This is a genomic window from Streptomyces tauricus (assembly GCF_014650955.1).
GTDB classification, from domain to species: Bacteria; Actinomycetota; Actinomycetes; order Streptomycetales; family Streptomycetaceae; genus Streptomyces; species Streptomyces tauricus.
This window is the reverse complement of sequence record NZ_BMVY01000003.1, coordinates 314816-335278: the sequence shown is the minus strand read 5'-3', so window position 1 is coordinate 335278 and position 20463 is coordinate 314816. Positions and strand designations below refer to the sequence as shown.

Annotated in this window: 20 protein-coding genes; 9 read left to right on the top strand and 11 right to left on the bottom strand. The window is 69.8% G+C overall.

The annotated features are described in order from the left end of the window. Positions 1–312: 312 nt before the first annotated feature. From IE278_RS08580 to IE278_RS08570, 3 genes are all read right to left on the bottom strand, one after another. Positions 313–1089 (bottom strand): amino acid ABC transporter ATP-binding protein, encoded by a 777-nt coding sequence (locus IE278_RS08580; protein ID WP_189770517.1) that lies wholly within the window; start codon positions 1087–1089, stop codon positions 313–315. 65 nt (positions 1090–1154) lie between these two features. Next, positions 1155–1988 carry an amino acid ABC transporter permease gene (locus IE278_RS08575; protein WP_189770362.1) on the bottom strand — a complete coding sequence of 278 codons (834 nt, stop codon included), beginning with the start codon at positions 1986–1988 and terminating at the stop codon, positions 1155–1157. Then, on the bottom strand, positions 1985–2833 hold the full coding sequence (locus IE278_RS08570) for a transporter substrate-binding domain-containing protein (RefSeq protein ID WP_189770361.1): 849 nt from the start codon (positions 2831–2833) through the stop codon (positions 1985–1987). Before IE278_RS08570 ends, IE278_RS08575 begins: the two co-directional genes overlap by 4 nt. 178 nt (positions 2834–3011) lie before the next feature. On the opposite strand from IE278_RS08570, the gene IE278_RS08565 reads away from it, so the two are divergent. The 5 genes from IE278_RS08565 (at position 3012) to IE278_RS08545 (ending at position 7993) form a co-directional block, all read left to right on the top strand. Continuing rightward, positions 3012–4079: a pyridoxal-phosphate-dependent aminotransferase family protein gene (locus tag IE278_RS08565; protein ID WP_246570156.1), complete on the top strand. Its 1068-nt coding sequence runs from the start codon at positions 3012–3014 to the stop codon at positions 4077–4079. A 299-nt stretch (positions 4080–4378) separates the two neighbouring features. Continuing rightward, positions 4379–5104, top strand: coding sequence for a DsbA family oxidoreductase (locus IE278_RS08560; RefSeq protein WP_189770359.1), 726 nt, complete (start codon positions 4379–4381; stop codon positions 5102–5104). A gap of 104 nt (positions 5105–5208) precedes the next feature. Continuing rightward, positions 5209–6258, top strand: coding sequence for an aminotransferase class V-fold PLP-dependent enzyme (locus tag IE278_RS08555; protein ID WP_373311940.1), 1050 nt, complete (start codon positions 5209–5211; stop codon positions 6256–6258). Positions 6259–6312: 54 nt separating this feature from the next. After that, positions 6313–6930 carry an RNA polymerase sigma factor gene (locus tag IE278_RS08550; RefSeq protein ID WP_189770356.1) on the top strand — a complete coding sequence of 206 codons (618 nt, stop codon included), beginning with the start codon at positions 6313–6315 and terminating at the stop codon, positions 6928–6930. A 25-nt stretch (positions 6931–6955) separates the two neighbouring features. After that, complete coding sequence (locus IE278_RS08545; RefSeq protein WP_189770355.1) at positions 6956–7993, top strand: maleylpyruvate isomerase family mycothiol-dependent enzyme; 1038 nt, start codon at positions 6956–6958, stop codon at positions 7991–7993. A gap of 176 nt (positions 7994–8169) precedes the next feature. Here the strand turns inward: IE278_RS08545 and IE278_RS08540 are convergent, their stop codons facing one another. Then, positions 8170–8703: a MarR family winged helix-turn-helix transcriptional regulator gene (locus IE278_RS08540; protein ID WP_189770354.1), complete on the bottom strand. Its 534-nt coding sequence runs from the start codon at positions 8701–8703 to the stop codon at positions 8170–8172. Between the two features lie 145 nt (positions 8704–8848). On the opposite strand from IE278_RS08540, the gene IE278_RS08535 reads away from it, so the two are divergent. After that, entirely contained in the window at positions 8849–9910 is a 1062-nt protein-coding gene (locus tag IE278_RS08535; protein WP_189770353.1) for an alkene reductase, read from the top strand. A gap of 80 nt (positions 9911–9990) precedes the next feature. Here IE278_RS08535 and thpD read toward each other — a convergent pair whose 3' ends face one another. The 6 genes from thpD to IE278_RS08505 all read right to left on the bottom strand — a co-directional run bounded on the left by thpD (position 9991) and on the right by IE278_RS08505 (position 15815). Then, positions 9991–10878 (bottom strand): ectoine hydroxylase, encoded by an 888-nt coding sequence (gene thpD, locus IE278_RS08530; RefSeq protein WP_189770352.1) that lies wholly within the window; start codon positions 10876–10878, stop codon positions 9991–9993. Between the two features lie 3 nt (positions 10879–10881). After that, entirely contained in the window at positions 10882–11286 is a 405-nt protein-coding gene (locus IE278_RS08525; RefSeq protein ID WP_189770351.1) for an ectoine synthase, read from the bottom strand. A gap of 47 nt (positions 11287–11333) precedes the next feature. Beyond that, the gene (gene ectB / locus IE278_RS08520; protein ID WP_189770349.1) at positions 11334–12605 is read right to left on the bottom strand and encodes a diaminobutyrate--2-oxoglutarate transaminase; all 1272 of its coding nucleotides are present in this window, start codon (positions 12603–12605) and stop codon (positions 11334–11336) included. A gap of 26 nt (positions 12606–12631) precedes the next feature. Next, complete coding sequence (ectA, locus tag IE278_RS08515) at positions 12632–13171, bottom strand: diaminobutyrate acetyltransferase (RefSeq protein ID WP_189770347.1); 540 nt, start codon at positions 13169–13171, stop codon at positions 12632–12634. Positions 13172–13507: 336 nt separating this feature from the next. Beyond that, on the bottom strand, positions 13508–14116 hold the full coding sequence (locus tag IE278_RS08510) for a DUF1349 domain-containing protein (RefSeq protein ID WP_189770345.1): 609 nt from the start codon (positions 14114–14116) through the stop codon (positions 13508–13510). 169 nt (positions 14117–14285) lie between these two features. Beyond that, positions 14286–15815: an aldehyde dehydrogenase (NADP(+)) gene (locus IE278_RS08505; protein ID WP_189770343.1), complete on the bottom strand. Its 1530-nt coding sequence runs from the start codon at positions 15813–15815 to the stop codon at positions 14286–14288. Between the two features lie 131 nt (positions 15816–15946). Between IE278_RS08505 and IE278_RS08500 the strand changes: the two genes are divergently transcribed. The 3 genes from IE278_RS08500 to IE278_RS08490 all read left to right on the top strand — a co-directional run bounded on the left by IE278_RS08500 (position 15947) and on the right by IE278_RS08490 (position 18884). Next, the gene (locus IE278_RS08500; protein ID WP_138048348.1) at positions 15947–16720 is read left to right on the top strand and encodes an IclR family transcriptional regulator; all 774 of its coding nucleotides are present in this window, start codon (positions 15947–15949) and stop codon (positions 16718–16720) included. Position 16721: 1 nt separating this feature from the next. Next, positions 16722–17219 (top strand): GNAT family N-acetyltransferase, encoded by a 498-nt coding sequence (locus IE278_RS08495; RefSeq protein ID WP_189770341.1) that lies wholly within the window; start codon positions 16722–16724, stop codon positions 17217–17219. Positions 17220–17432: 213 nt separating this feature from the next. Beyond that, positions 17433–18884: a peptidoglycan D,D-transpeptidase FtsI family protein gene (locus IE278_RS08490; RefSeq protein WP_189770339.1), complete on the top strand. Its 1452-nt coding sequence runs from the start codon at positions 17433–17435 to the stop codon at positions 18882–18884. A gap of 118 nt (positions 18885–19002) precedes the next feature. Here IE278_RS08490 and IE278_RS08485 read toward each other — a convergent pair whose 3' ends face one another. Continuing rightward, positions 19003–20454: an NCS2 family permease gene (locus tag IE278_RS08485; RefSeq protein ID WP_189770337.1), complete on the bottom strand. Its 1452-nt coding sequence runs from the start codon at positions 20452–20454 to the stop codon at positions 19003–19005. Between the last annotated feature and the right edge of the window lie 9 nt (positions 20455–20463).

The following is a 20463-nucleotide window of genomic DNA, read 5'->3' as shown; positions in this document are numbered from 1 at the left end:
CGCGCAGTTCCCCGCGCCCCTGAAAGCCCAAGGACTGCGCCGTTCCCCGCGCCCCTCAAAGGCCAAAGACTGCGCCGTTCCCCGCGCCCCTCAAAGGCCAAAGACTGCGCCGTTCCCCGCGCCCCTCAAAGACCAAAGACTGCGCCGTTCCCCGCGCCCCTTGAGGGCGAAAGACCGCGCCGTTTCCCGCGCCTCAAAAAGCGCTGCCCTGGAGGGGGAAGAGCGGGGGCGCAGGCCCGGTTTTTGGGGGCGCGGGGAACTGCGCAGCCCGCACCCCGGCCGGGGCTGCGGACGGATTCAACCCCCGGGCTCTTAAACGGACTTGTCCGGCTCGGGCGGTGGGGTGTCTTCCACCTCCGCCATCGCCGGGTCCAGGAGGCGGGAGAGGAAGTGGCGGGTCCGCTCGTGGGTCGGGGAGCCGATCACCTGGGACGGAGGACCCTGCTCCACGATGACGCCGCCGTCCATGAAGACGACCCGGTCGGCCACCTCGCGCGCGAAGGACATCTCGTGCGTGACGACCATCATCGTCATGCCCTCGTCCGCGAGCATGCGCATCACCGCGAGGACGTCCCCGACCAGTTCCGGGTCGAGCGCCGACGTGGGCTCGTCGAAGAGCATCACCTGCGGGCCCATCGCGAGCGCCCGGGCGATGGCGACGCGCTGCTGCTGACCGCCGGAGAGGGAGCCGGGGTACGCCGTCGCCTTCTCCGATAGCCCCACGCGCCGCAGGTTCTCCGCGGCGACCTTCGCCGCGGCCTCCTTGTCGCGGCCCAGCACCCGCCGCTGCGGCAGCGTCAGGTTGTCGGTCACCGTCAGGTGCGGGAAGAGGTTGAACTGCTGGAAGACCATACCGATCCGGCGGCGTACGGCATCGATGTCGACGTCCGGGTCGGTGATCTCCGTACCGCCGACGAATACCTGCCCCTTGGAGGGCTCTTCGAGGAGGTTCACGCAGCGGAGCAGGGTCGACTTGCCGGAGCCGGAGGGGCCGATGACGCACACGACCTCGCCGGAAGCGACCTCCAGGTCGATGCCGCGCAACACCTCGTTGTCGCCGAACGACTTGTGCAGGCCGTGGACCCGGATCTCCGGCGTACCGCTCCTGTCGCCGTTCTCGGCGCCGTTGTTGCCGCCGGCGCTGTTGTCGGTGCTCACTTGGTGGCCTCCCCGGCCTTCGCCTCAAGGCGGCGTACGACGAAACCGAGCGGGATCGTGACCAGCAGGTAGCACAGGCCCGCCACCAGGATCGGTGTGGAGTTGGCGGTCTCGCTGGCCAGGTCGCGGCCGAACTTGGACAGTTCGCGCTCCTCCAGGGTGACCCCGAGGAACAGCACCAGCGAGGAGTCCTTGAAGAGGAGGACCAGTTCGTTGGTGAGCGGCGGGATCACGATCCGGAACGCCTGCGGAATGATGATGGAGACCATGGCCCGCGCGTGCGAGAAGCCCAGCGAACGGGCCGCCTCCATCTGTCCCTTGGGGACGGCCTGGATGCCCGCGCGAATCGTTTCCGCCATGTACGCGGCGGCCACCAGACCGAGCGCGAGCGCGACCTTCCCGTACGTCCCGCCGGGGATCTCCGTGCCGGGGAACGCCAGTGGCACGGCGACGCCCACGAAGATGAAGATCAGCAGGGCGGGCAGGCCGCGGAAGATCTCGATGTAGATGCCGGCCAGCCAGCGGTACGGGCCGACCGAGGAGAGCCGCATCAGGGCGACGACCACGCCGAGGGCGAGGCCGAAGACGAAGCCGGACACCGTGTAGAGGACGGTGTTCTTCAGGGCGAGCGTGATGATGTCCGGGAACATCCGCTCGGCCAGGTCGACCTGGGCGAACTGGTTCCGCAGCTGGTCCCAGTCGGCCGTGAGGCCGAGGGCGACCAGCGCGGCGACGAACACCGCGTACTGGACGCCCCGCGACACGGCACGCTTCTGGCTCCTGGTCAGTCCGCGCCTGCGGGGCTGGACCCGGGTGTCGGTCTCCGTCATGAGGAGGCGGAGGGCGAAGCGGAGGCGGCGGCCTCGTCGTACGGGCCGATCCACTTCTCGTACAGCTTCTTGTACGTGCCGTCGGCCTTGGCGTCCGCCAGCGCCTTGTTCACGGCTTCGAGGAGCTTGGTGTTGCCCTTCTTCATGGTGAAGCCGTACTCCTCACCGGTGTTGATGTTGTCGGCGACCGTGAAGGCGGCGGCGTTGGCCTTGTCCTTCAGCCAGCCCTGGACGACCGGGTAGTCGATGACGACGGCCTTGACCTGGCCGGTGCGCAGGCCGTTGAGGAGGGCGTCCGAGGACTCGAAGGAGACCGGGTTGAGGCCCTTGCTCTTCGCGAACTCCTCGCCGGTGGTCTGCGCCTGCGCGCCGACCTTCTTGCCCTTGAGGTCCGCGAGGGAGGAGATGCCGCTCTTCTTGTCGGCCAGGATGCCCTGGGTGGCCTCGAAGTACGGGTCGGAGAAGTCGACGTTCTTCTTGCGCTCGTCGGTGATCGTCATACCGGCCGCGGCGAGGTCGCACTGGCCGGAGTTGAGGGAGCCGCCGGTCTTGAAGTTCTCGAAGGGCTGGTCGAGGATCTCCTGCTTCACGCCCAGGTCCTTGGCGACCAGGTCGACGAGCGACACGTCGAAGCCCTGGACCTTGCCGTCGATCTCCGACTGGAACGGCGGGTACGGCAGGTGTGTGCAGGTGGTGAGCTGTCCGCCCTTGACGAGCTCGACCCCGTTCGCGGTGGTCTTCTTGCCCCCGTCGTCGTCCGAGGAGCAGCCGGCCACGAGCAGCAGCCCGGCCGTCGCGGTGGTGGCGGCCAGAATGCGGGCTCGGCGCCCGGGGACCATCTTCACGGGTGACCTCCTGTGGGGAAACTGTGACTGCTGATTATAAGGATTCGTTTGAGACGCTCAAACCAATCCCATGGCTGTCGGGCTGTCCGGCCTCGGAAGTCGCCGGTGGGCGGCCACGGGGACGGCGGTTACGCTCGTTGCTGCCTACCCAGTGAGTGACGAGAGCAACGTGAGTGTCGTGAGTGAAGAGAGCAACGCGGTGACCCATCCCTTCCTGGACCTGGCGCCGCTGAGCGCCGCGCGTTTCGCGGCGATCGAGGACCGCGTGGCCCGGCTCCTCTCCACCGAGCAGGACGTCGTGATCATGCAGGGCGAGGCGCTGCTTCCGCTGGAAGGAGCGATTCGCGGCGCGGCCGGTCCCGGTACGACGGCTCTCAACGTGATCACCGGCCCGTACGGGCAGACGTTCGGCGACTGGCTCCGGGACTGCGGCGCGACCGTGTACGACCTGGCCGTGCCCTTCCACACGGCGGTCACGGCCGCGCAGATCCGCGACGCTCTCACCGAGCACCCGGAGATCGACTTCGTCTCCCTGGTGCACGCGGAGGCGGCCACCGGGAACACCAATCCGGTCGCGGAGATCGGCGAGGTCGTACGGGCCCACGGCGCCCTCTTCTACCTGGACGCGGTGGCCTCGGTCGGCGCGGAGCCGGTACTGCCGGACGCGTGGGGCGTGGACCTGTGTGTGATCGGGGCGCAGAAGGCGATGGGCGGGCCCGCGGGGGTCTCCGCGGTGTCGGTGAGCGAGCGGGCGTGGGCCCGTATGGCGGCGAATCCGGCTGCGCCGCGGCGCTCGTACCTCTCCCTCCTGGACTGGAAGGAGCGGTGGGTCGACGCCGGGCGCAAGGTCCTGCTCCATGCTCCGGCGCAGTTGGAGATGCTGGCGCTGGAGGCGTGTGTGGAGCGGATCGAGACGGAGGGGCTGGACGCGGTGATGGGGCGCCATGCCGCTGCCGCGGCTGCCGTCCGGGCGGGGGCGGTCGCGTTGGGCGGGGGGCTTGAGCCGTATGTGCATGCGGCGTCCGACGCCGCGCCGGTCGCGACGACTCTGCGTACCCCTGCCGGGGTGGACGCGGCGGAGGTGGTGGCCGTTGCACTGGCCGCCGATCCTTCGCTTCCGTTGGCGGCGGGTGGGGGTGCGTTGGCTTCGACGATGATCCGGGTCAACCACTACGGGTCCGCTGCGAGCGCGGCGACTGTGGAGGCATGCCTCACCGCGCTGCGCGCGGCGCTGCCGACCGCCTGAGCCCCGGCGGGGGCCGTTCGCGCAGTTCCCCGCGCCCCTGAAAGGCAAAAAGACTGCGCCGTTCCCCGCGCCCCTGAAGGTGCGGCCCGGTGGGGGCTGGCCGCGCCGTTCCCCGCGCCCCTGAAAGCCAAAAGATTGCGCCGTTCCCCGCGCCCTGAAAAGCGGGGCTGCGCCCGTAAGGGGCGCGGGGAACTGCGCGGTCAGCATCCACTCGGCTGCGGGGAATGGATCGGGGAGCTTGAACGTTCACGCACCTGGCGGAGCTGTTCGGATTGGTTGTTGAGGGGAAGGTTCATCGCATGCGCGTCGAGATCTGGAGCGACATCGCCTGCCCATGGTGCTACGTGGGAAAAGCCCGCTTCGAGAAGGCCCTCACCGCCTTCCCCCACCGTGACGACATCGAGGTCGTGCACCGCTCCTTCGAGCTCGACCCCGGCCGCGCCAAGGGCGACATCCAGCCCGTCATCCCCATGCTCACCAAGAAGTACGGCATGAGCGAGGCGCAGGCCCAGGCCGGTGAGGAGAACCTGGGGACCCAGGCCGCCGCCGAGGGGCTGGACTACCGCACGAAGGACCGCGACCACGGCAGCACCTTCGACATGCACCGGCTGCTGCACCTCGCCAAGGAGCACGGCCGCCAGGACGAGCTGATCCAAGGGCTCTACAAGGCGAACTTCGCCGAGGAGCGGTCCGTGTTCGGCGACGACGAGCGGCTCGTGGAGCTGGCGGTCGACGCAGGGCTCGACGCGGACGAGGCCCGCAAGGTGCTCGCCGACCCGGCCGCGTACGCCGACGAGGTCCGCGCCGACGAACGCGAGGCCGCCGAGCTGGGCGCGAACGGCGTGCCGTTCTTCGTCCTGGACCGCAAGTACGGCGTCTCCGGCGCCCAGCCCGCCGAGGTCTTCGCGCAGGCACTGGAGCAGGCCTGGGCGAGCCACTCCCCGCTGAAGCTGATCCAGCCGGACGGCCAGGGCGACGCGGAGGCGTGCGGCCCGGACGGCTGCGCGGTGCCCCAGCAGCACTGAAGCGGCACTGAAGCGGCACTGACCTGCTTTTATAAGCGCTGCTTGGTGGAACCAGTTAAAAGAACGCAATGGACGGGGAGTTCTCCGCGCCGCAGAGTGGTGCCATGGAGACCTTCGAGAGCCTCGTCCGTGCCGAGTTCGCCCCGAAGAACACCTATCTGAACACCGCCAGTACCGGGCTGCTCCCGGCCTGCGCGGTGGCCGCCATGCGGGCCGGCGTTCAGTCCGTGGCGGACGGCCTGCCGCAGGACATGTTCGCCGATGTGGAGGCGGCCCGCGCCTCCTTCGCTCGGCTCGTCGGCGTCCCGGACAGCCGGGTCGCGGCCGGGGCGTCGGTAGCCGTCTACACCGGCCTGATCGCCGCCTCGCTGCCCGAGGGCGCCGAAGTCCTCACCGCTGAGGGCGACTTCACCTCCGTGGTGAACCCCTTCCATGTGCGCCGCGGCCTCAAGGTGCGCACGGTCCCGCTGGAGCGGATCGCCGAGTCGGTGCGCCCCGGCACCGCGCTCGTCGCGGTGAGCGCCGCGCAGTCCGCGGACGGCCGGATCGCCGATCTGCCCGCGCTGCGCGAGGCCGCCCGCACTCACGGCGCCCGTACGTACATCGACGCATCCCAGGCCGCCGGATGGATGTCGGTCGACGCGGACGCGTACGACTATGTCTCCTCCGTCGCCTTCAAGTGGCTCGTCTGCCCGCGGGGCGTGGCCTTCCTCGTCGTTCCGGAGGACTTCGGGGGACTCGATCCCGTCTTCGCGGGCTGGGTGGCGGGAGAGCACCCCTGGGACAGCTGCTACGGGCCGGTCGAGGAACTGGCCCACAGCGCGCGGCGGTTCGACGAGAGCCCCAGTCTCTTCTCGTACGCCGGTGCCCGCCACTCCCTCGCACTGGTCGAGGAGCTGGGCACGGACGCCGTACGCGCCCATGACCTCGGTCTCGCCGACCGTTTCCGGGCGGGGCTCGCCTCGCTGGGACACGAGCCGGTCCAGGCGCCGGGCTCGCCCATCGTGTCCGTGCCGGGCCTCGGCCACCGGCAGCCGGAGCTGAGCCGGGCGGGCATCGAGGTCTCCGACCGTGCCGGAAACCTGAGGGCCGCCTTCCACCTGTACAACTCGCCCGCGGATGCCGACCGGCTGCTGGATGTCCTGTCGGGCTGATTCCCCGACCCACTGGCGCGCGGCGCACGAGAACGCTAGGAAGGGCACCACGAGGTGGTGGTGCCGGTGGAGCCAACTCTCCACACGTCCGAACGGCCGTCCGCGGATGCGGAGTTGCACCGGCGGCTGGTGTACGGCGACGAGACCGCGCTGGCCGAGGCGTACGCGGCGTACGGCGGCCTGGTCCGGCGCGTCGCGGTCCGGGTCACGCGCAGCGCGGCGGCCGCCGAGGACGTGGCGCAGGAGGTCTTCGCCCAGCTGTGGAGCAGGCCGTACGCGTTCGACCCGGGCCGTGGCTCGATGCGCACCTGGCTGTCCCTGCTCGCGCACCGGCGGGCCGTGGACTGGGTGCGCAGCGAGGCCCGGCACCACAAGGACACCCGCGCGGACGACTCGGCGCTGCACTCCATCCCGGACACCGGCCCGGGGCCCGACGAGGCGGTCGTCGACCGCGAACGCTCGCTCCTGCTGCACTCCGCGCTCGCCGAACTCCCCAAGCCCCAGCGGGAGGTGGTCCACCTCGCCTATTTCGCGGGCCGCACCTACCGCCAGGCGGCCGTCGAGCTGGGTATCCCGGAGGGCACCGCCAAGACCCGATTACGGTCCGCGTTGCGCAAGCTGGCCGTGTCCTTGGGCGACCCGTCGGATCCGGCGTGGGAAAGGGGCGCATGATGGCGACAGGGAAAGGAGGCCTCCGGTGAGCGACGACCACGACGGCGTGCCCGAACTGCTGGCCGCCTGGGCCTTCGGCGCGCTGCAGCCCGCGGACGAACAGGCCGTGCCGCTGCATCTGGCCGGGTGCGAGAGCTGCGCCGCGGAGGCGGAGCGGCTGCGTGAGACGGTACGGCTGCTGGACGGGCCGCCGGGAGTACCGGAGCAGGCCGCCATGAACAACGGTTCCGCCCTGTCGGAGGGCGTACTCGGCGCCGCCCTGCGGGCGCGGCCCACCGCGCCGCGCGTCGCCCCGCACGCGGCTCCCTACGCGGCGGCGGTCACCGGTCTCAGCGCGCTGCTCCGCGAGGTGGACGGCCGCCGGCCGTGGGGCACTCCCGTCGTGCACGACTGGGACGTGCGGGACACGGTCGGCCATCTGATCGCGGCCGACGAGGAGTTGGCCCGGCTCCTCGGTGTGGAGGCGCGCACGCCGGCCTCGCGGAGCACGCAGGAGATGCCGTGGGAGGAGGCCTGGGAGACCAGGACCGCCGACATGATCGCGTACCAGCGGACGCGCTCCCCCGAGGAGACGGTGGCCGCGTGGTCCGCGCAGAGTGCCGCGCTGCTGGCCACGCCCGAGGCCCGGGACGCCGAACGGGCCTCGCACGCCACGACGATGCTGGGCGTACGGCTGCCCGTGGCCGACCATTTCCTGGGGCGCGCCTTCGAGACGTGGATCCACACGGTGGACATCGGCCGGGCGCTCGGGCTCGCCGTGCCGCCGCCGATGGAGGCTCATCTGGGGCAGATGGTCCGGCTGGCCGTCCGGATGCTCGGTATGGCGCTGGGGCCCGCGGCGCCGCCGGTGCTGTTCGCCGTGACGGGCGTCGAGGACGATCCCCAGTGGGTGCTCGGCTCCGAGGGCGAGCCGGTCCGGGGTGAACTCGCCCTCACGGCCGTGGACTTCTGCCTGCTGGTGGGGGGACGGCACACGGCCACGTCGGTACCGCGTGGCGCGGTGGGCGACGAGGACGCCGTGCACAACGTACTGGAGCGGGCGGCCTCCCTGGCCTGGCTCTAAGCCTCACCGGCCTGACTCTGGCCTCACTGGCCCGGTTCTGGCACGGTCTCGCTCTGGCCTCACGGTCTGGCTCTGGCCTCACGGTCTGGCTCTGGCCTCACGGTCTGGCTCTGGTCTCGCTGGCCGGGTTCTGGTCTCACCGGCCCGCGTCGACCGTGCCGGCCCGGCGCCGGGCCTCAGGGCCTGTCGCCGCCTGCCGGGCGGGCCGGGCAGTCGGCCGTCTCCGTGCACAGGTTCGCCTCGACGCGCGCGAGGAGTCCGGAGAGCTGTGCGCGCTCGTCGGGGCTCAGCCCGGCGAGGCTGTGCTCCTCCAGGCCGGTCCAGGCCCGCGTGACCTCGTCGTGCAGTCCGCAGCTGTCCTCCGTCGCCTCGACGAGGACCGCCCGGCCGTCCCTGGGGTCGGGGCGGCGGCGGACGTGTCCCGCCTGCTCCAGCCGCTGGAGCATCTTGGTGACCGTCGACGGGTCGAGGTCGACCGCCTTGATCAGCTCCGACTGACGCACCGCGCCCGCGTCCCACAGGTGCATCATCACGAACTCCTGGCCGGGGTAGAGCCCCGCCCCGCGCAGCAGCCTGCCCGCCGCGGCGCGGTGCATCCGGGCCACCCGGGAGATGGCGTAGCTGACCTCACCGCCGCACGCCGCGGAGGGCGTCTCCTCGGTACAGGCGGGGTCGGCCTGAGAGGCCGCGACCTCTTGGGTGGCACTCATCCTGGCTCCTGGTTGCGCGCGCGTCCGTATCGCCCAAGCTTTTCACGCGAAATAACTTGGTCGACCAAGGAATGGTCTACGGTGGGCTCTTGTTCCAATCATTGGCCGACCACATACATTCCCCGTACTCTCCTCAGGAGCAGCCGTGACCACCGCATACGACCCGATCGACCTGTCCGGCACCCCGCTCGCGAACCGCATCGTCATGGCGCCCATGACCCGCAGCCGGGCCGGCGACGGCGGCGCCCCGACCGACCTCAGCGTCGAGTACTACGCCCAGCGGGCCTCCGCCGGCCTGATCGTCACCGAGGGCGTCCAGCCGTCCGTGGTGGGCCAGGGCTACCCGGACACCCCGGGGCTGCACAGTGCCGAGCAGATCGCGGCCTGGCGCAAGGTCACCGACGCCGTGCACGCCGCGGGCGGCCGGATCTTCGCCCAGCTCATGCACGCGGGCCGGATCGGCCACCCGAGCCTGCTGCCCGACGGGCTCGTCAATGTCGGCGCCTCGCCCGTACGGGCCGAGGGGCAGGTCTACACCCACGAGGGCCCCCTCGACTTCGTCGTCCCGCGCGAGCTCACCGGCGACGAGGTCCGCGCCACCATCGGCGAGTTCGCGGCAGCCGCCCGGGGCGCGGTCGAGGCCGGCTTCGACGGGGTCGAGCTGCACGGCGCCAACGGCTATCTGATCCACCAGTTCCTCGCGCCGGGCTCCAACCTGCGCACCGACGAATGGGGCGGCCCGGTCGCGAACCGCATCCGGTTCGCGGTCGAGACCGTCAAGGCCGTCGCCGCGGAGATCGGCGCCGCGCGCACGGCCATCCGCCTCTCGCCCGGCAACCCGTACAACGACATCCAGGAGCCCGAGCCGGAGCCCACGTACACCGCGCTGGTGGACGCGCTGGAGCCGCTGGGTCTGGCCTATCTGCACATCACCGAGGCGACCGAGATCCGTGAGCTGACGCTCGCGCTGCGCAAGCGGTTCAGCGGTACGTTCATCCTCAACCCGGCGACCGAGGGGCCGACCGGTCCCGAGTCCCTGACGCTCGTCGAGGACGGTGTCGCCGACCTGGTCGCCTACGGTCAGCTGTTCCTGGCCAACCCCGACCTGCCCGCGCGGCTGAAGGCCGGCGGCCCCTTCAACGAGGCCGACCCCGCGACGTTCTTCGGTGGGGACGCGAAGGGCTACACGGACTACCCGGCGCTGTAAGGCAGTCGGCCCGGTGCCCGACTCGTCCGAGTCGGGCACCGGGCCGATCACCTTCAGGCGTACGTCACTTCACCCGCAGGTCACCTCACGGGGGTGAAGTCCGTCGACCCGATGAACTCGGGGCGGCGCACCGGCGCCGCGAACGGCTCCACGGCCGCGTTCTCCACGCTGTTGAACACGATGAAGACGTTCGAGCGCGGGAACGGCGTGATGTTGTCGCCCGAACCGTGCATGCAGTTGCAGTCGAACCAGGTCGCCGAGCCGGCCCGGCCCGTGAAGAGCTTGATGCCGTGCTGGGAGGCGAACTTGGTCAGCGCCTCGTCGGAGGGCGTGCCCGCGTCCTGCATCTGCAGCGACTTCTTGTAGTTGTCCTTCGGCGTGGCTCCGGAGCAGCCGAGGAACGTGTGGTGCGACCCCGGCATGATCATGAGGCCGCCGTTGGTGTCGTAGTTCTCGGTCAGCGCGATCGAGACGGACACCGTCCGCATGTTCGGCAGACCGTCCTCGGCGTGCCAGGTCTCGAAGTCCGAGTGCCAGTAGAAGCCGCTCGCGCCGAAGCCGGGCTTGACGTTGATCCGCGACTGGTGCACGTACACGTCGGAGCCGAGGATCTGCCGGGCGCGGCCCACCACGCGCTCGTCGCGCACGAGCTGGGCGAAGATCTCACTGGTCTTGTGGACCTCGAAGACCGAGCGGATCTCCTGCGACTGCGGCTCGACGATCGAGCGCTCGTCCGCGCGGATCGCCGGGTCGGTGACCATGCGCTCCAACTCGGCCCGGTAGAGGGCGACCTCGTCGTCGTCGATGAGCTGCTCGACAGCGAGGAAGCCGTCCCGCTCGTACCCCTGGAGGTCGGCCGACGGGATCGGGCCCGGCGCGCCCGGTTCGCTCCACACGACCGGGTCCTGCCGGGGTACGGACACCTCGCTGGTGCCGCGGCTGGGGTACAGGTCGGTGACGGTCGTCATCGTTCAGACCTCCTCGGGCTCGGTCAGCAGGGGGTAGACGCCGTTCTCGTCATGGTCCTCCCGTCCGGTCACCGGCGGATTGAAGACACAGATGCAGCGGAAGTCCTCCTTGATCCGCATCGTGTGCCTCTCGTGGCCGTCGAGGAGGTAGGTGGTTCCCGGTGTGATCGTGTACTTCTTGCCGGTCTCGTCGTCGGTGAGTTCGGCCTCGCCCTCCACGCAGACGACGGCCTCGATGTGGTTCGCGTACCACATCGACGTCTCCGTACCCGCGTACAGGATCGTCTCGTGCACCGAGAAGCCGACCTTCTCCTTCGCGAGGACGACGCGCTTGCTCTCCCAGGTGCCCGACGCCGACTTCACGTGTCGGTCGGTGCCTTCGATCTCCTTGAACGAACGGACTATCACGGTGGTACGAACCCTCCTTCAGGGTGGTGTGCGGGGAACGGGGTGGGTCAGGCCGTCTCGCGGACGGCCCGGGCGAGGGTACGCAGACCCTCGTCCAGCTCATCGGGGGTGATCGTGAGCGCCGGAAGGAGCTTCACGACCTCGCTCTCCGGACCCGACGTCTCGATCAGCAGGCCGAGTTCGAAGGCGCGGTGCGCCACGCGGCCCGCGCGCGCCTTGTCGTGGAACTCCATGCCCCAGACGAGGCCACGGCCGCGGTACTCCTTCACGTCGGCGAGGTTCTCCTCGGTGATGGAGATCAGCGCCTGCTCGACCTGCTCCCCGCGGGTGCGGGTCTGCTTCTCCATGGCCGGCCCGTCGGACCAGTACGCCTGGAGGGCGGCGGCGGCCGTCACGAACGCGGGGTTGTTGCCGCGGAACGTGCCGTTGTGCTCGCCCGGCTCCCAGATGTCCAGCTCGGGCTTGAACAGGCACAGGGACATGGGCAGGCCGTAGCCGCTGATGGACTTGGAGACGGTGACGATGTCGGGCACGATCCCCGCCTCCTCGAAGGAGAAGAAGGCGCCGGTGCGGCCGCAGCCCATCTGGATGTCGTCGACGATCAGCAGCATGTCCTGGCGCTCGCACAGCTCGGCGAGGGCACGCAGCCACTCGTTGCGGGCGACGTTGATGCCGCCCTCGCCCTGGACCGTCTCGACGATCACGGCGGCGGGCTTGTTGAGGCCGGAGCCCTGGTCCTCCAGGAGCCGCTCGAACCAGAGGAAGTCCGGGACCTGGCCGTCGAAGTAGTTGTCGAACGGCATCGGCGTGCCGTGCACGAGCGGGATGCCGGCACCGGCCCGCTTGAAGGCGTTGCCGGTCACGGCGAGCGAGCCGAGCGACATGCCGTGGAAGGCGTTGGTGAAGGAGACGATGGACTCGCGTCCCTTGACCTTGCGGGCCAGTTTCAGCGCGGACTCGACGGCGTTGGTGCCCGTCGGGCCGGGGAACATGACCTTGTACGGCAGGTCGCGCGGGCGCAGCACCAGGTTCTGGAACGACTCCAGGAAGCCGCGCTTCGCGGTCGTCGACATGTCGAGACCGTGCGTGACGCCGTCGCGTTCCAGGTAGTCGATCAGGGCCCGTTTCAGTACCGGGTTGTTGTGTCCGTAGTTGAGTGAGCCGGCACCCGCGAAGAAGTCGAGGTACGCATGGCCGTCCTCGTCGTACATGCGGCTGCCCTGCGCGCGGTCGAAGACGGTGGGCCAGCTGCGGCAGTAGCTGCGGACCTCCGACTCCAGGGTTTCGAAGACGCTCAGGTCGGGCTGGGTGATGGTCACGGCGGTACTCCTCGGGCGTGGGGGGTTCAGAAGGACAGGGGGCCGATGCGGTACAGCACTTCGGGATCGTGCGGGCCGTCGGGGAACTGTCCTGTCTCGAACAGGACCTCACGCTCGACGGTCGCGCCGTGGCGCGCGGCGTACGAGGTGAACAGCCGCTCGGACGCGGTGTTGCCCGGGGAGATCGTGGTCTCCATGGAGGTCAGCTCGTGCCGGCCGATGACCTGGCGGGTCAGGCCGTCGAGGAGCGCGGCGGCGAGGCCTCGGCCGCGCTGTGCCGCGTCGACGGCCACCTGCCACACGAGAAGCGTGTGGGGGCGCTCGGGCCGGATGTAGCCGGTGACGAAGGCGACGGGCTCGCCGTCGGCCGAACGCGCCACCGCGGAGGTGCCGGCGAAGTCACGGCACCACAGCAGGTAGCTGTAGGAGGAGTTCAGGTCGAGGGTCCCGGAGTCCTTGGCAATGCGCCAGAGTGCGGCTCCGTCGTCCACGTGCGGACGGTCGATCCGCAACCCTTCTGGCATTTCCAGGAATTCCGCTTGCAGGTCTGCTTGTGCGGCGGTCATGTCGATTGAATTTACCCAGCAAAAGTGGAAATTGCATCGCCGAGTGGGGTTACACAAGCAGACCGCATGTGTTATCACGCGGGCGCGGGCCGCGCGTGGAGCTGCTTGAAAGCGCCACTTTGTCCGGGAAATACCGGACAAAGCGGCGCGGTTGTGTATTGCGTCACAAGGACTTAACCGCCGTGAGACCTGCCCGAATTACGAGATCGATCTTCGCAAAACTTTGGTGTTTAGGTTCCGAGAAATCGGGCAGAAGCTTAAGGAAAACCCTAAGCAAATATAAAGCAGAATTGGGCTTGCATTCACAGCGGACCCGAATTGGGGAGGGTCCGGAAATCAGCGGCCGTCCCTCAGGTCCGCGGGCCAGTCCGGGCGGAACTCGATGTGGTCGTACGTGACCACGCAGCCCTCGCCCATGGGCGACTGGGTCATGAATCCGACGAGGGCGGCCCCGGTCTCCTTCTCCTCGCCCAGGGTGAAGAGCCGGACGAAGGTCCAGCGCTCGCCGTCCTTGGAGGCGTGGAAGGCGAAGGCGCGGCCGGTGCGGCTGATCCGGAGCCAGACGGAACTGCCGTCGACGGTGAAGGAGTTCGCGTCGTCGGAGTGGCCCCGGGTGACGACCGTGCAGACGGTGGGTACGTCCGGGGAGTTCTCCAGGCAGAGCTTGGCCCAGGCCCGCTCGCCCACGTGCGCGTAGAGGACGCCGGCGTCGAAGGCCCCGGCGAAGCCGACCGTGACGCGGGCGATGAGCTGGAAGTCCCCCTCGGGCGCCCCCAGCAGCCGGGGCGCGTCGGACGCGGGGTCCAGCCCTTCGTCGGTGGGCGGCACGAACCGGTCCTGCCGTGCACCGGCCCACCCGGTGAGCACCCCGTCCTCGTACGACCAGTGTCCGTCGGGCCCGTACGACCGAAGCGAAAAGGGAAGTTCAGGAATTTTCACGTCCATCCACAGAGTCTGCCAGCTCCCGGCCCCCCGGAGTGGGCCGCAGGCCTCTCGGGGCGTGGGGAACGGCGCAGTCTTTTGCCTTCAGGGGCGCGGGGAACGGCGCGAGCAACCACAGCGGGCCCGCAGCCGACACACCGGCCACGGGCCCGACGGTGGAACAAGCGGAGCGCTACCGTTCGAGCCGCCCGTCGTACCGCCGGGGCAGCCCCAGCGGGTTCTCGTCCCGCAACTCCGGCGGCAACAGCCCCTGAGGCGCGTTCTGATACGCCACAGGCCGCAGCCACCGCTCGATGGCCGTCCCGCCCACGGAAGTGGACGTGGACGTGGTGGCCGGATAAGGCCCCCCGTGCTGCTGAGCGGGAGCCACCGCGACCCCCGTAGGCCACGCGTTCACGACGACCCGCCCGGCCAGCGGCGTGAGCTCCGCGAGGATCTCCGCGCCACGCCCCTCCCCGGCCTCCTCCTCCGTGGACAGGTGCACCGTCGCGGTGAGGTTGCCGGGCAGCCGCGCGAGCACCGCGTTCGCCTCGGCCTCGTCCTCGTAGCGCGCGACCACGGTCACCGGTCCGAAGCACTCTTCGAGCAGCAGGTCGTACTCGCCCTCCGCGGCCAGCTTCTGCGCGGGGACCGTCAGGAAACCGGCGCTCACCGTGTGCTCACCGCCCGCACCCGGCGTCACCGGGGCGTCCACGCCGGGCAGCCCGGCACGCTCGGCGACACCCGCGACGAAGTTGTCGCGCATGCGGTGGTCGAGGAGGACTCCTGCCTCGGTGTCGCTCACCGCGTCCGTCAGCGACTTCAGCAGGCGGTCGCCCGCCGCGCCGGCCGGCGCCAGTACCAGGCCCGGCTTCACACAGAACTGGCCGACGCCCAGCGTCATGGAGCCCGCGAGCCCCGTACCGATCGCCTCGGCGCGCTCGGCTGCCGCGGCCTCGGTGATCACGACCGGGTTGAGCGATCCCAGCTCGCCGTGGAACGGGATCGGCGCGGGCCGCGCCGCCGCCGCGTCGAAGAGGGCGCGTCCACCGCGTACCGAACCGGTGAAGCCGGCGGCCGACACCAGCGGGTGCTTGACCAGCTCGACGCCCGCCTCGAAGCCGTGCACGAGGCCGAGGACGCCGTCCGGGATGTCGTGCTGGGCCGCGGCCCGGCGTACGACGGAGGCGACCAGCTCGGACAGACCGGGGTGGTCGGGGTGCGCCTTGACGACGACCGGGCAGCCAGCGGCGAGCGCGCTGGCGGTGTCGCCGCCGGCCACCGAGAAGGCGAAGGGGAAGTTCGAGGCCGAGTAGACGGCGACGACACCCAGCGGCACCTTGTAGCGGCGCAGATCCGGGATCGGCGGCGTCGCGGTGGCGTCGGGGTGGTTGATCACGACGCCGAGGAACTCGCCCTCGTCGACGATGTCCGCGAAGGCCCGCAGCTGATAGCAGGTGCGGGCGAGTTCGCCGGTGAGCCGGACCGGGCCGAGCGCGGTCTCCGCGTCGGCCGCCTCCACGAGGTGTTCCTTGGCGCCTTCGAGCAGGTCGGCCGCGGTACGCAGGAAGGCCGCGCGGACCGTGCGGTCGGCGAGAGCCCCCCGGGCGGCGTGCGCGGCGCGGACGTCCTCGTCCACCTCCTGGGCTGTGGCTTCCACCGCAACCTGCTCGCGCTGCTTCCCGGTTCGGGGGTCGACACTCCAGACTGGTGCTGCTGCCACCGCGGGTCCCTCCAGATGTAATGCCGAAGTACATGTGCCACTCACCAGGGGCGTTCGATATGCTGAACGCTGTCTCTGATGGTGAATATGCTGTCGAGACTATTTCCCGGCGAACTAGGGGGTCAAGGCCGATGTCGGCAGGCGAGACGGGCGGCGGAGCACAGGTCAAGTCCGCGGTGCGGACGGTTGAATTGCTCGAGTACTTCGCCGGACGCCCCGGCATGCACTCCCTGGCCGCCGTGCAGGAGGCCGTCGGGTATCCCAAGTCCAGCCTCTACATGCTGCTGCGCACGCTGGTCGAGCTCGGCTGGGTCGAGACCGACGCCACGGGCACGCGGTACGGCATCGGGGTACGGGCGCTGCTCGTCGGTACGTCGTACATCGACGGCGACGAGGTCGTCGCGGCGGCGCGGCCGACGCTGGACCGCCTCTCCGACGACACGACGGAGACCATCCACCTGGCCCGCCTCGACGGCACGAACGTCGTCTACCTCGCCACCCGCCAGTCCCAGCACTATCTGCGCCCCTTCACCCGCGTGGGGCGCCGGCTGCCCGCCCACTCCACGTCCCTCGGCAAGGCGCTCCTTGCGACCCACACCGACGAGCAGGTACGCAAGCTGCTGCCGGAGACGCTGCCCGCGCTGACCGAGCACACCATCACCGACCGGGAGAAGCTCATCGAGGAGCTGCACCAGGTACGGGAGCAGGGGTTCGCGGTGGACCGCGAGGAGAACACGCTGGGGCTGCGCTGCTTCGGCGTGGCCATCCCCTACCGGACGCCCGCGCGGGACGCGATCAGCTGCTCGGTGCCGGTGGCGCGGCTGACACCGGCGCACGAACAGATGGTGAAGGACGCGCTGTTCGACGCGCGCGACCGACTGACGCTCGCCACCCGGAGGCTCTGACATGTCCGCCCCGTCCCGTCCGTCCCCCGTCGAGGTCGAGCTCCGCGAGGTCCACGACAGTGACCTGCCGGTGTTCTTCCGGCAGACGAACGATCCCGAGTCCGCGCGGATGGCCGCCTTCACGGCCAAGGACCCGACCGACCGGGACGCCTTCGACGCCCACTGGAAGCGGGTGCTCGCCTCGTCCGCCGTGAACCGCACGATCCTCGTCGACGGGGATGTCGTCGGCAGCGCGGCGGTGTACGGGCCGCCCGAGGAGCGCGAGGTGACGTACTGGATCGATCGCGCGTACTGGGGACGGGGGATCGCCACGGCCGCGTTGCGGGCGCTGCTCGTCGTGGTGCCGGAGCGGCCGGTGTACGCGCGGGCGGCGGCGGACAACGCCGGGTCGTTGCGGGTGCTGGAGAAGTGCGGGTTCGTTGCCACTGGGCGGGATCGGGGGTTCGCGAACGCGCGGGGCGTGGAGATCGAGGAGGTCGTTCTCACGCTTCGGGAGTGACGGGGAGGTGCGTCGTGGCTGGTTGCGCCGTTCCCCGCGCCCCTGACAGCAAAAGACTGCGCCGTTCCCCGCGCCCCTAGGGGGCTGCGCCCCCTGGAAGCAAAGGATTGCGCCGTTCCCCGCGCCCCTGGAAGGTTGCGGTTTATGAAGCGTCGATGAGAAAACGGGGCGAAGGGAACCTTCGGGAGGTTGTTGGGCGTCCTTCTGGGCGGGATGAACAAAACGATCAGGCGCGCCTCCGTCTTCACTCTGCTGCTCGTGCTCGCTCTGCTGGTCAGAGCGACCTGGGTGCAGTTCTACGAGGGCCGGGCGCTCGCAGAGGACAAGGACAACCGTCGGAACGCGATCGAGCAGTACGCGTATCCGCTCGGGAACATCATCGTGGGCGGCGACGCGGTCACCGGTTCCGCGCGGACGTCAGGCGGCGACCTCAAGTACAAGCGCACGTACACCGACGGCAGTCTCTACTCGGCCGTCACCGGGTTCAGCTCGCAGGTGTTCGGGGCCACGCAGCTGGAGGGCGTCTACCAGCAGCTGCTCGACGGCACGGACAACCGGTTGAAGAACCCCCTCGACACGGTCACCGGCAAGCGTTCCGACCCGGGCGATGTGATCACCACCATCGACCCGGACGTACAGAAGGCCGCCTACAAGGCGCTCGGTGACAAAAAGGGCGCGGCCGTGGCGATCGACCCGGGGACCGGCAGGATCCTCGGTGTCGTGTCCACCCCGTCCTACGACCCCTCGGTGCTCAGCGCGGGCGACTCCGACGCCTGGAACAAGCTCACCAAGGACGCCGAGAAGCCCATGACGAACCGGGCGCTGCGCCAGCCGCTGCCGCCGGGCTCGACGTTCAAGCTGGTCGTCGCGGCCGCCGCGCTGGAGGACGGCCTGTACTCCTCGGTGGACGAGAAGACGGACAGCGAGAACCCGTACACGCTGCCGGGCACGACGACGGTCCTGGCGAACGAGAGCAAGTCGGCGCCCTGTGAGAACGCGACGATCCGGGTCGCGCTCCAGTACTCGTGCAACAACGTCTTCGCGAAGATGGCCGTCGACCTCGGCCAGGACAAGGTGAAGGAGATGGCCGAGAAGTTCGGCTTCAACGACACCTCGCAGGACGTGCCCGTGCGGGCGTACACGAGTGTGTACCCGTCGGACATGGACAAGTCGTCCACGGCCCTGACGGGTATCGGGCAGTTCGACGTGACCGCGACGCCGTTGCAGATGGCCATGGTGTCGGCCGCCATTGCCAACGGCGGGAAGCTGGTTTCGCCGCACATGGTGTCGCAGATCAGCGACGCGAACGGCGATGTGCTGGAGAACTACGACGACGATACGGAGAGCAAGGAGATCGTCGGTTCGTCCACCGCCGAGCAGCTTCAGTCGGCGATGCGGACGGTCGTCGAGGAGGGTACGGGGACGAACGCGCGGATCGACGGGGCGACGGTGGGGGGCAAGACCGGTACGGCTCAGCACGGCGAGAACAACAGCAAGACTCCGTATGCGTGGTTCACGTCGTACGCCAAGTCCGACTCCTCCGACAAGGAGGTCGCTGTCGCGGTGGTGGTGGAGCAGTCGGATGCTGCGCGGTCCGAGGTGAGCGGTAACGGACTGGCTGCGCCGGTCGCGGAGGCGATGATGCGGGCCGCGCTCGACGGGTGACCCCAGCGGGGGGGGCAGTCGGCTGCGGGCCGGTGGGGGCGCTCGCGCCGTTCCCCGCGCCCCTGAAAGCCAAAAGATTGCGCCGTTCCCCGCGCCCCCGAAGGGGCGCGGGTGAGCGCTACTTCACGTTCAGGATCTGTTCGATCGGGTCTATTGCGAAGTAGATCAGGAACAGCGCCGACGTTCCCCACAGCAGCCAGTGGACCTCCTTCGCCCGGCCCAGCACCGTCTTGATGAGGACGTAGGACACGAACCCCGCCCCGATGCCGTTCGTGATCGAGTACGTGAACGGCATCACCGCGATCGTCAGGAACGCGGGGATGGCGATCTCGTACTTGTCCCAGTCGATGTGCTTGACCTGCGTCATCATCAGGAACCCGACCGCCACGAGCGCCGGCGCCGCCGCCTGCATCGGCACGATCGTCAGCAGCGGGGTCAGGAAGAGCGCGCAGGCGAACAGCCCGCCCGTGACGAGGTTCGCGAACCCCGTACGGGCCCCCTCGCCGACCCCCGCCGCCGACTCGATGTACGACGTGGCGGAGGACGCGGAGGACGCGCCGCCCGCGACCGCCGCGGCGCCGTCGATGAGCAGGACGCGGCCCAGGTTCGGCACCTTGCCGTCCTCGTCCAGCAGTCCGGCCTCGGCGCTGACGCCGACGACGGTGCCCATGGTGTCGAAGAAGTCCGACAGGATCAGCGTGAAGACCAGCAGCACCACGGTGATCACGCTGACCTCGCCGAACGCGCCGAACAGGCTGAAGTCGCCGAGCAGTCCGAAGTCGGGCGAGGCCACCACGTCGTCGGGCACCTGGGGCGTGGTCAGGCCCCAGCTCTTCACGTCCGCGATCTCGTTGACGACGATCGCGACGGCCGTCATGGTCACGATGCTGATCAGGATCGCGCCCTTGACCTTGCGGGCGAGCAGCCCGATGGTCAGCAGCACCCCGACGCAGAAGACCAGGATCGGCCAGCCGGTCAGCGCGCCCGTGGCGCCCAGCTGCACCGGCACGGTGGTGTTGGCCGCGTCGGGTATGCGGCTGACGAATCCGGCGTCGACGAAGCCGATGAACGCGATGAACAGCCCGATGCCGACACTGATCGCCTGCTTGAGCGGCTGCGGGATCGCGTACATGACGGCCTCGCGCAGCCCCGTCACCACCAGTACGCAGATCAGCAGGCCTTCGAGGACGATGAGGCCCATCGCGTCGTCCCAGCTCATCAGCGGGGCGATCTGGAAGGCGACGACGGCGTTGAGGCCGAGGCCCGCGGCGAGCGCGAGCGGCAGGTTGCCGCCGACGCCCATGATGATCGTCATCACCGCGGCCACCAGGGCGGTGGCGGTGACCAGTTGGACGCTGTCGAGCTGGTCACCGAACTTGTCCTTGGCGCTGCCGAGGATGATGGGATTCAGGACAAGGATGTAGGCCATCGTGAAGAACGTGGCGAAGCCGCCGCGCACTTCCCGGCCGACGGTGGAGCCCCGGGCGGAGATCTTGAAGAACCGGTCGACGCTGTTGGCCGGCGGCGGTCCGGCGGCGGGCCGGTCCTCCACCTGCTGCGTTTCGGGCATGGCGGCTGC

Excerpts from the sequence above, each read along its gene's own strand:
- IE278_RS08575 (WP_189770362.1), bottom strand. The coding sequence starts at position 1,988 with ATGACGGAGACCGACACCCGGGTCCAGCCCCGCAGGCGCGGACTGACC.
- IE278_RS08560 (WP_189770359.1), top strand. The coding sequence starts at position 4,379 with ATGCGCGTCGAGATCTGGAGCGACATCGCCTGCCCATGGTGCTACGTG.
- IE278_RS08555 (WP_373311940.1), top strand. The coding sequence starts at position 5,209 with ATGGAGACCTTCGAGAGCCTCGTCCGTGCCGAGTTCGCCCCGAAGAAC.
- IE278_RS08540 (WP_189770354.1), bottom strand. The coding sequence starts at position 8,703 with ATGAGTGCCACCCAAGAGGTCGCGGCCTCTCAGGCCGACCCCGCCTGT.
- thpD (WP_189770352.1), bottom strand. The coding sequence starts at position 10,878 with ATGACGACCGTCACCGACCTGTACCCCAGCCGCGGCACCAGCGAGGTG.
- ectA (WP_189770347.1), bottom strand. The coding sequence starts at position 13,171 with ATGACCGCCGCACAAGCAGACCTGCAAGCGGAATTCCTGGAAATGCCA.
- IE278_RS08510 (WP_189770345.1), bottom strand. The coding sequence starts at position 14,116 with ATGGACGTGAAAATTCCTGAACTTCCCTTTTCGCTTCGGTCGTACGGG.
- IE278_RS08500 (WP_138048348.1), top strand. The coding sequence starts at position 15,947 with ATGTCGGCAGGCGAGACGGGCGGCGGAGCACAGGTCAAGTCCGCGGTG.
- IE278_RS08495 (WP_189770341.1), top strand. The coding sequence starts at position 16,722 with ATGTCCGCCCCGTCCCGTCCGTCCCCCGTCGAGGTCGAGCTCCGCGAG.
- IE278_RS08490 (WP_189770339.1), top strand. The coding sequence starts at position 17,433 with ATGAACAAAACGATCAGGCGCGCCTCCGTCTTCACTCTGCTGCTCGTG.
- IE278_RS08485 (WP_189770337.1), bottom strand. The coding sequence starts at position 20,454 with ATGCCCGAAACGCAGCAGGTGGAGGACCGGCCCGCCGCCGGACCGCCG.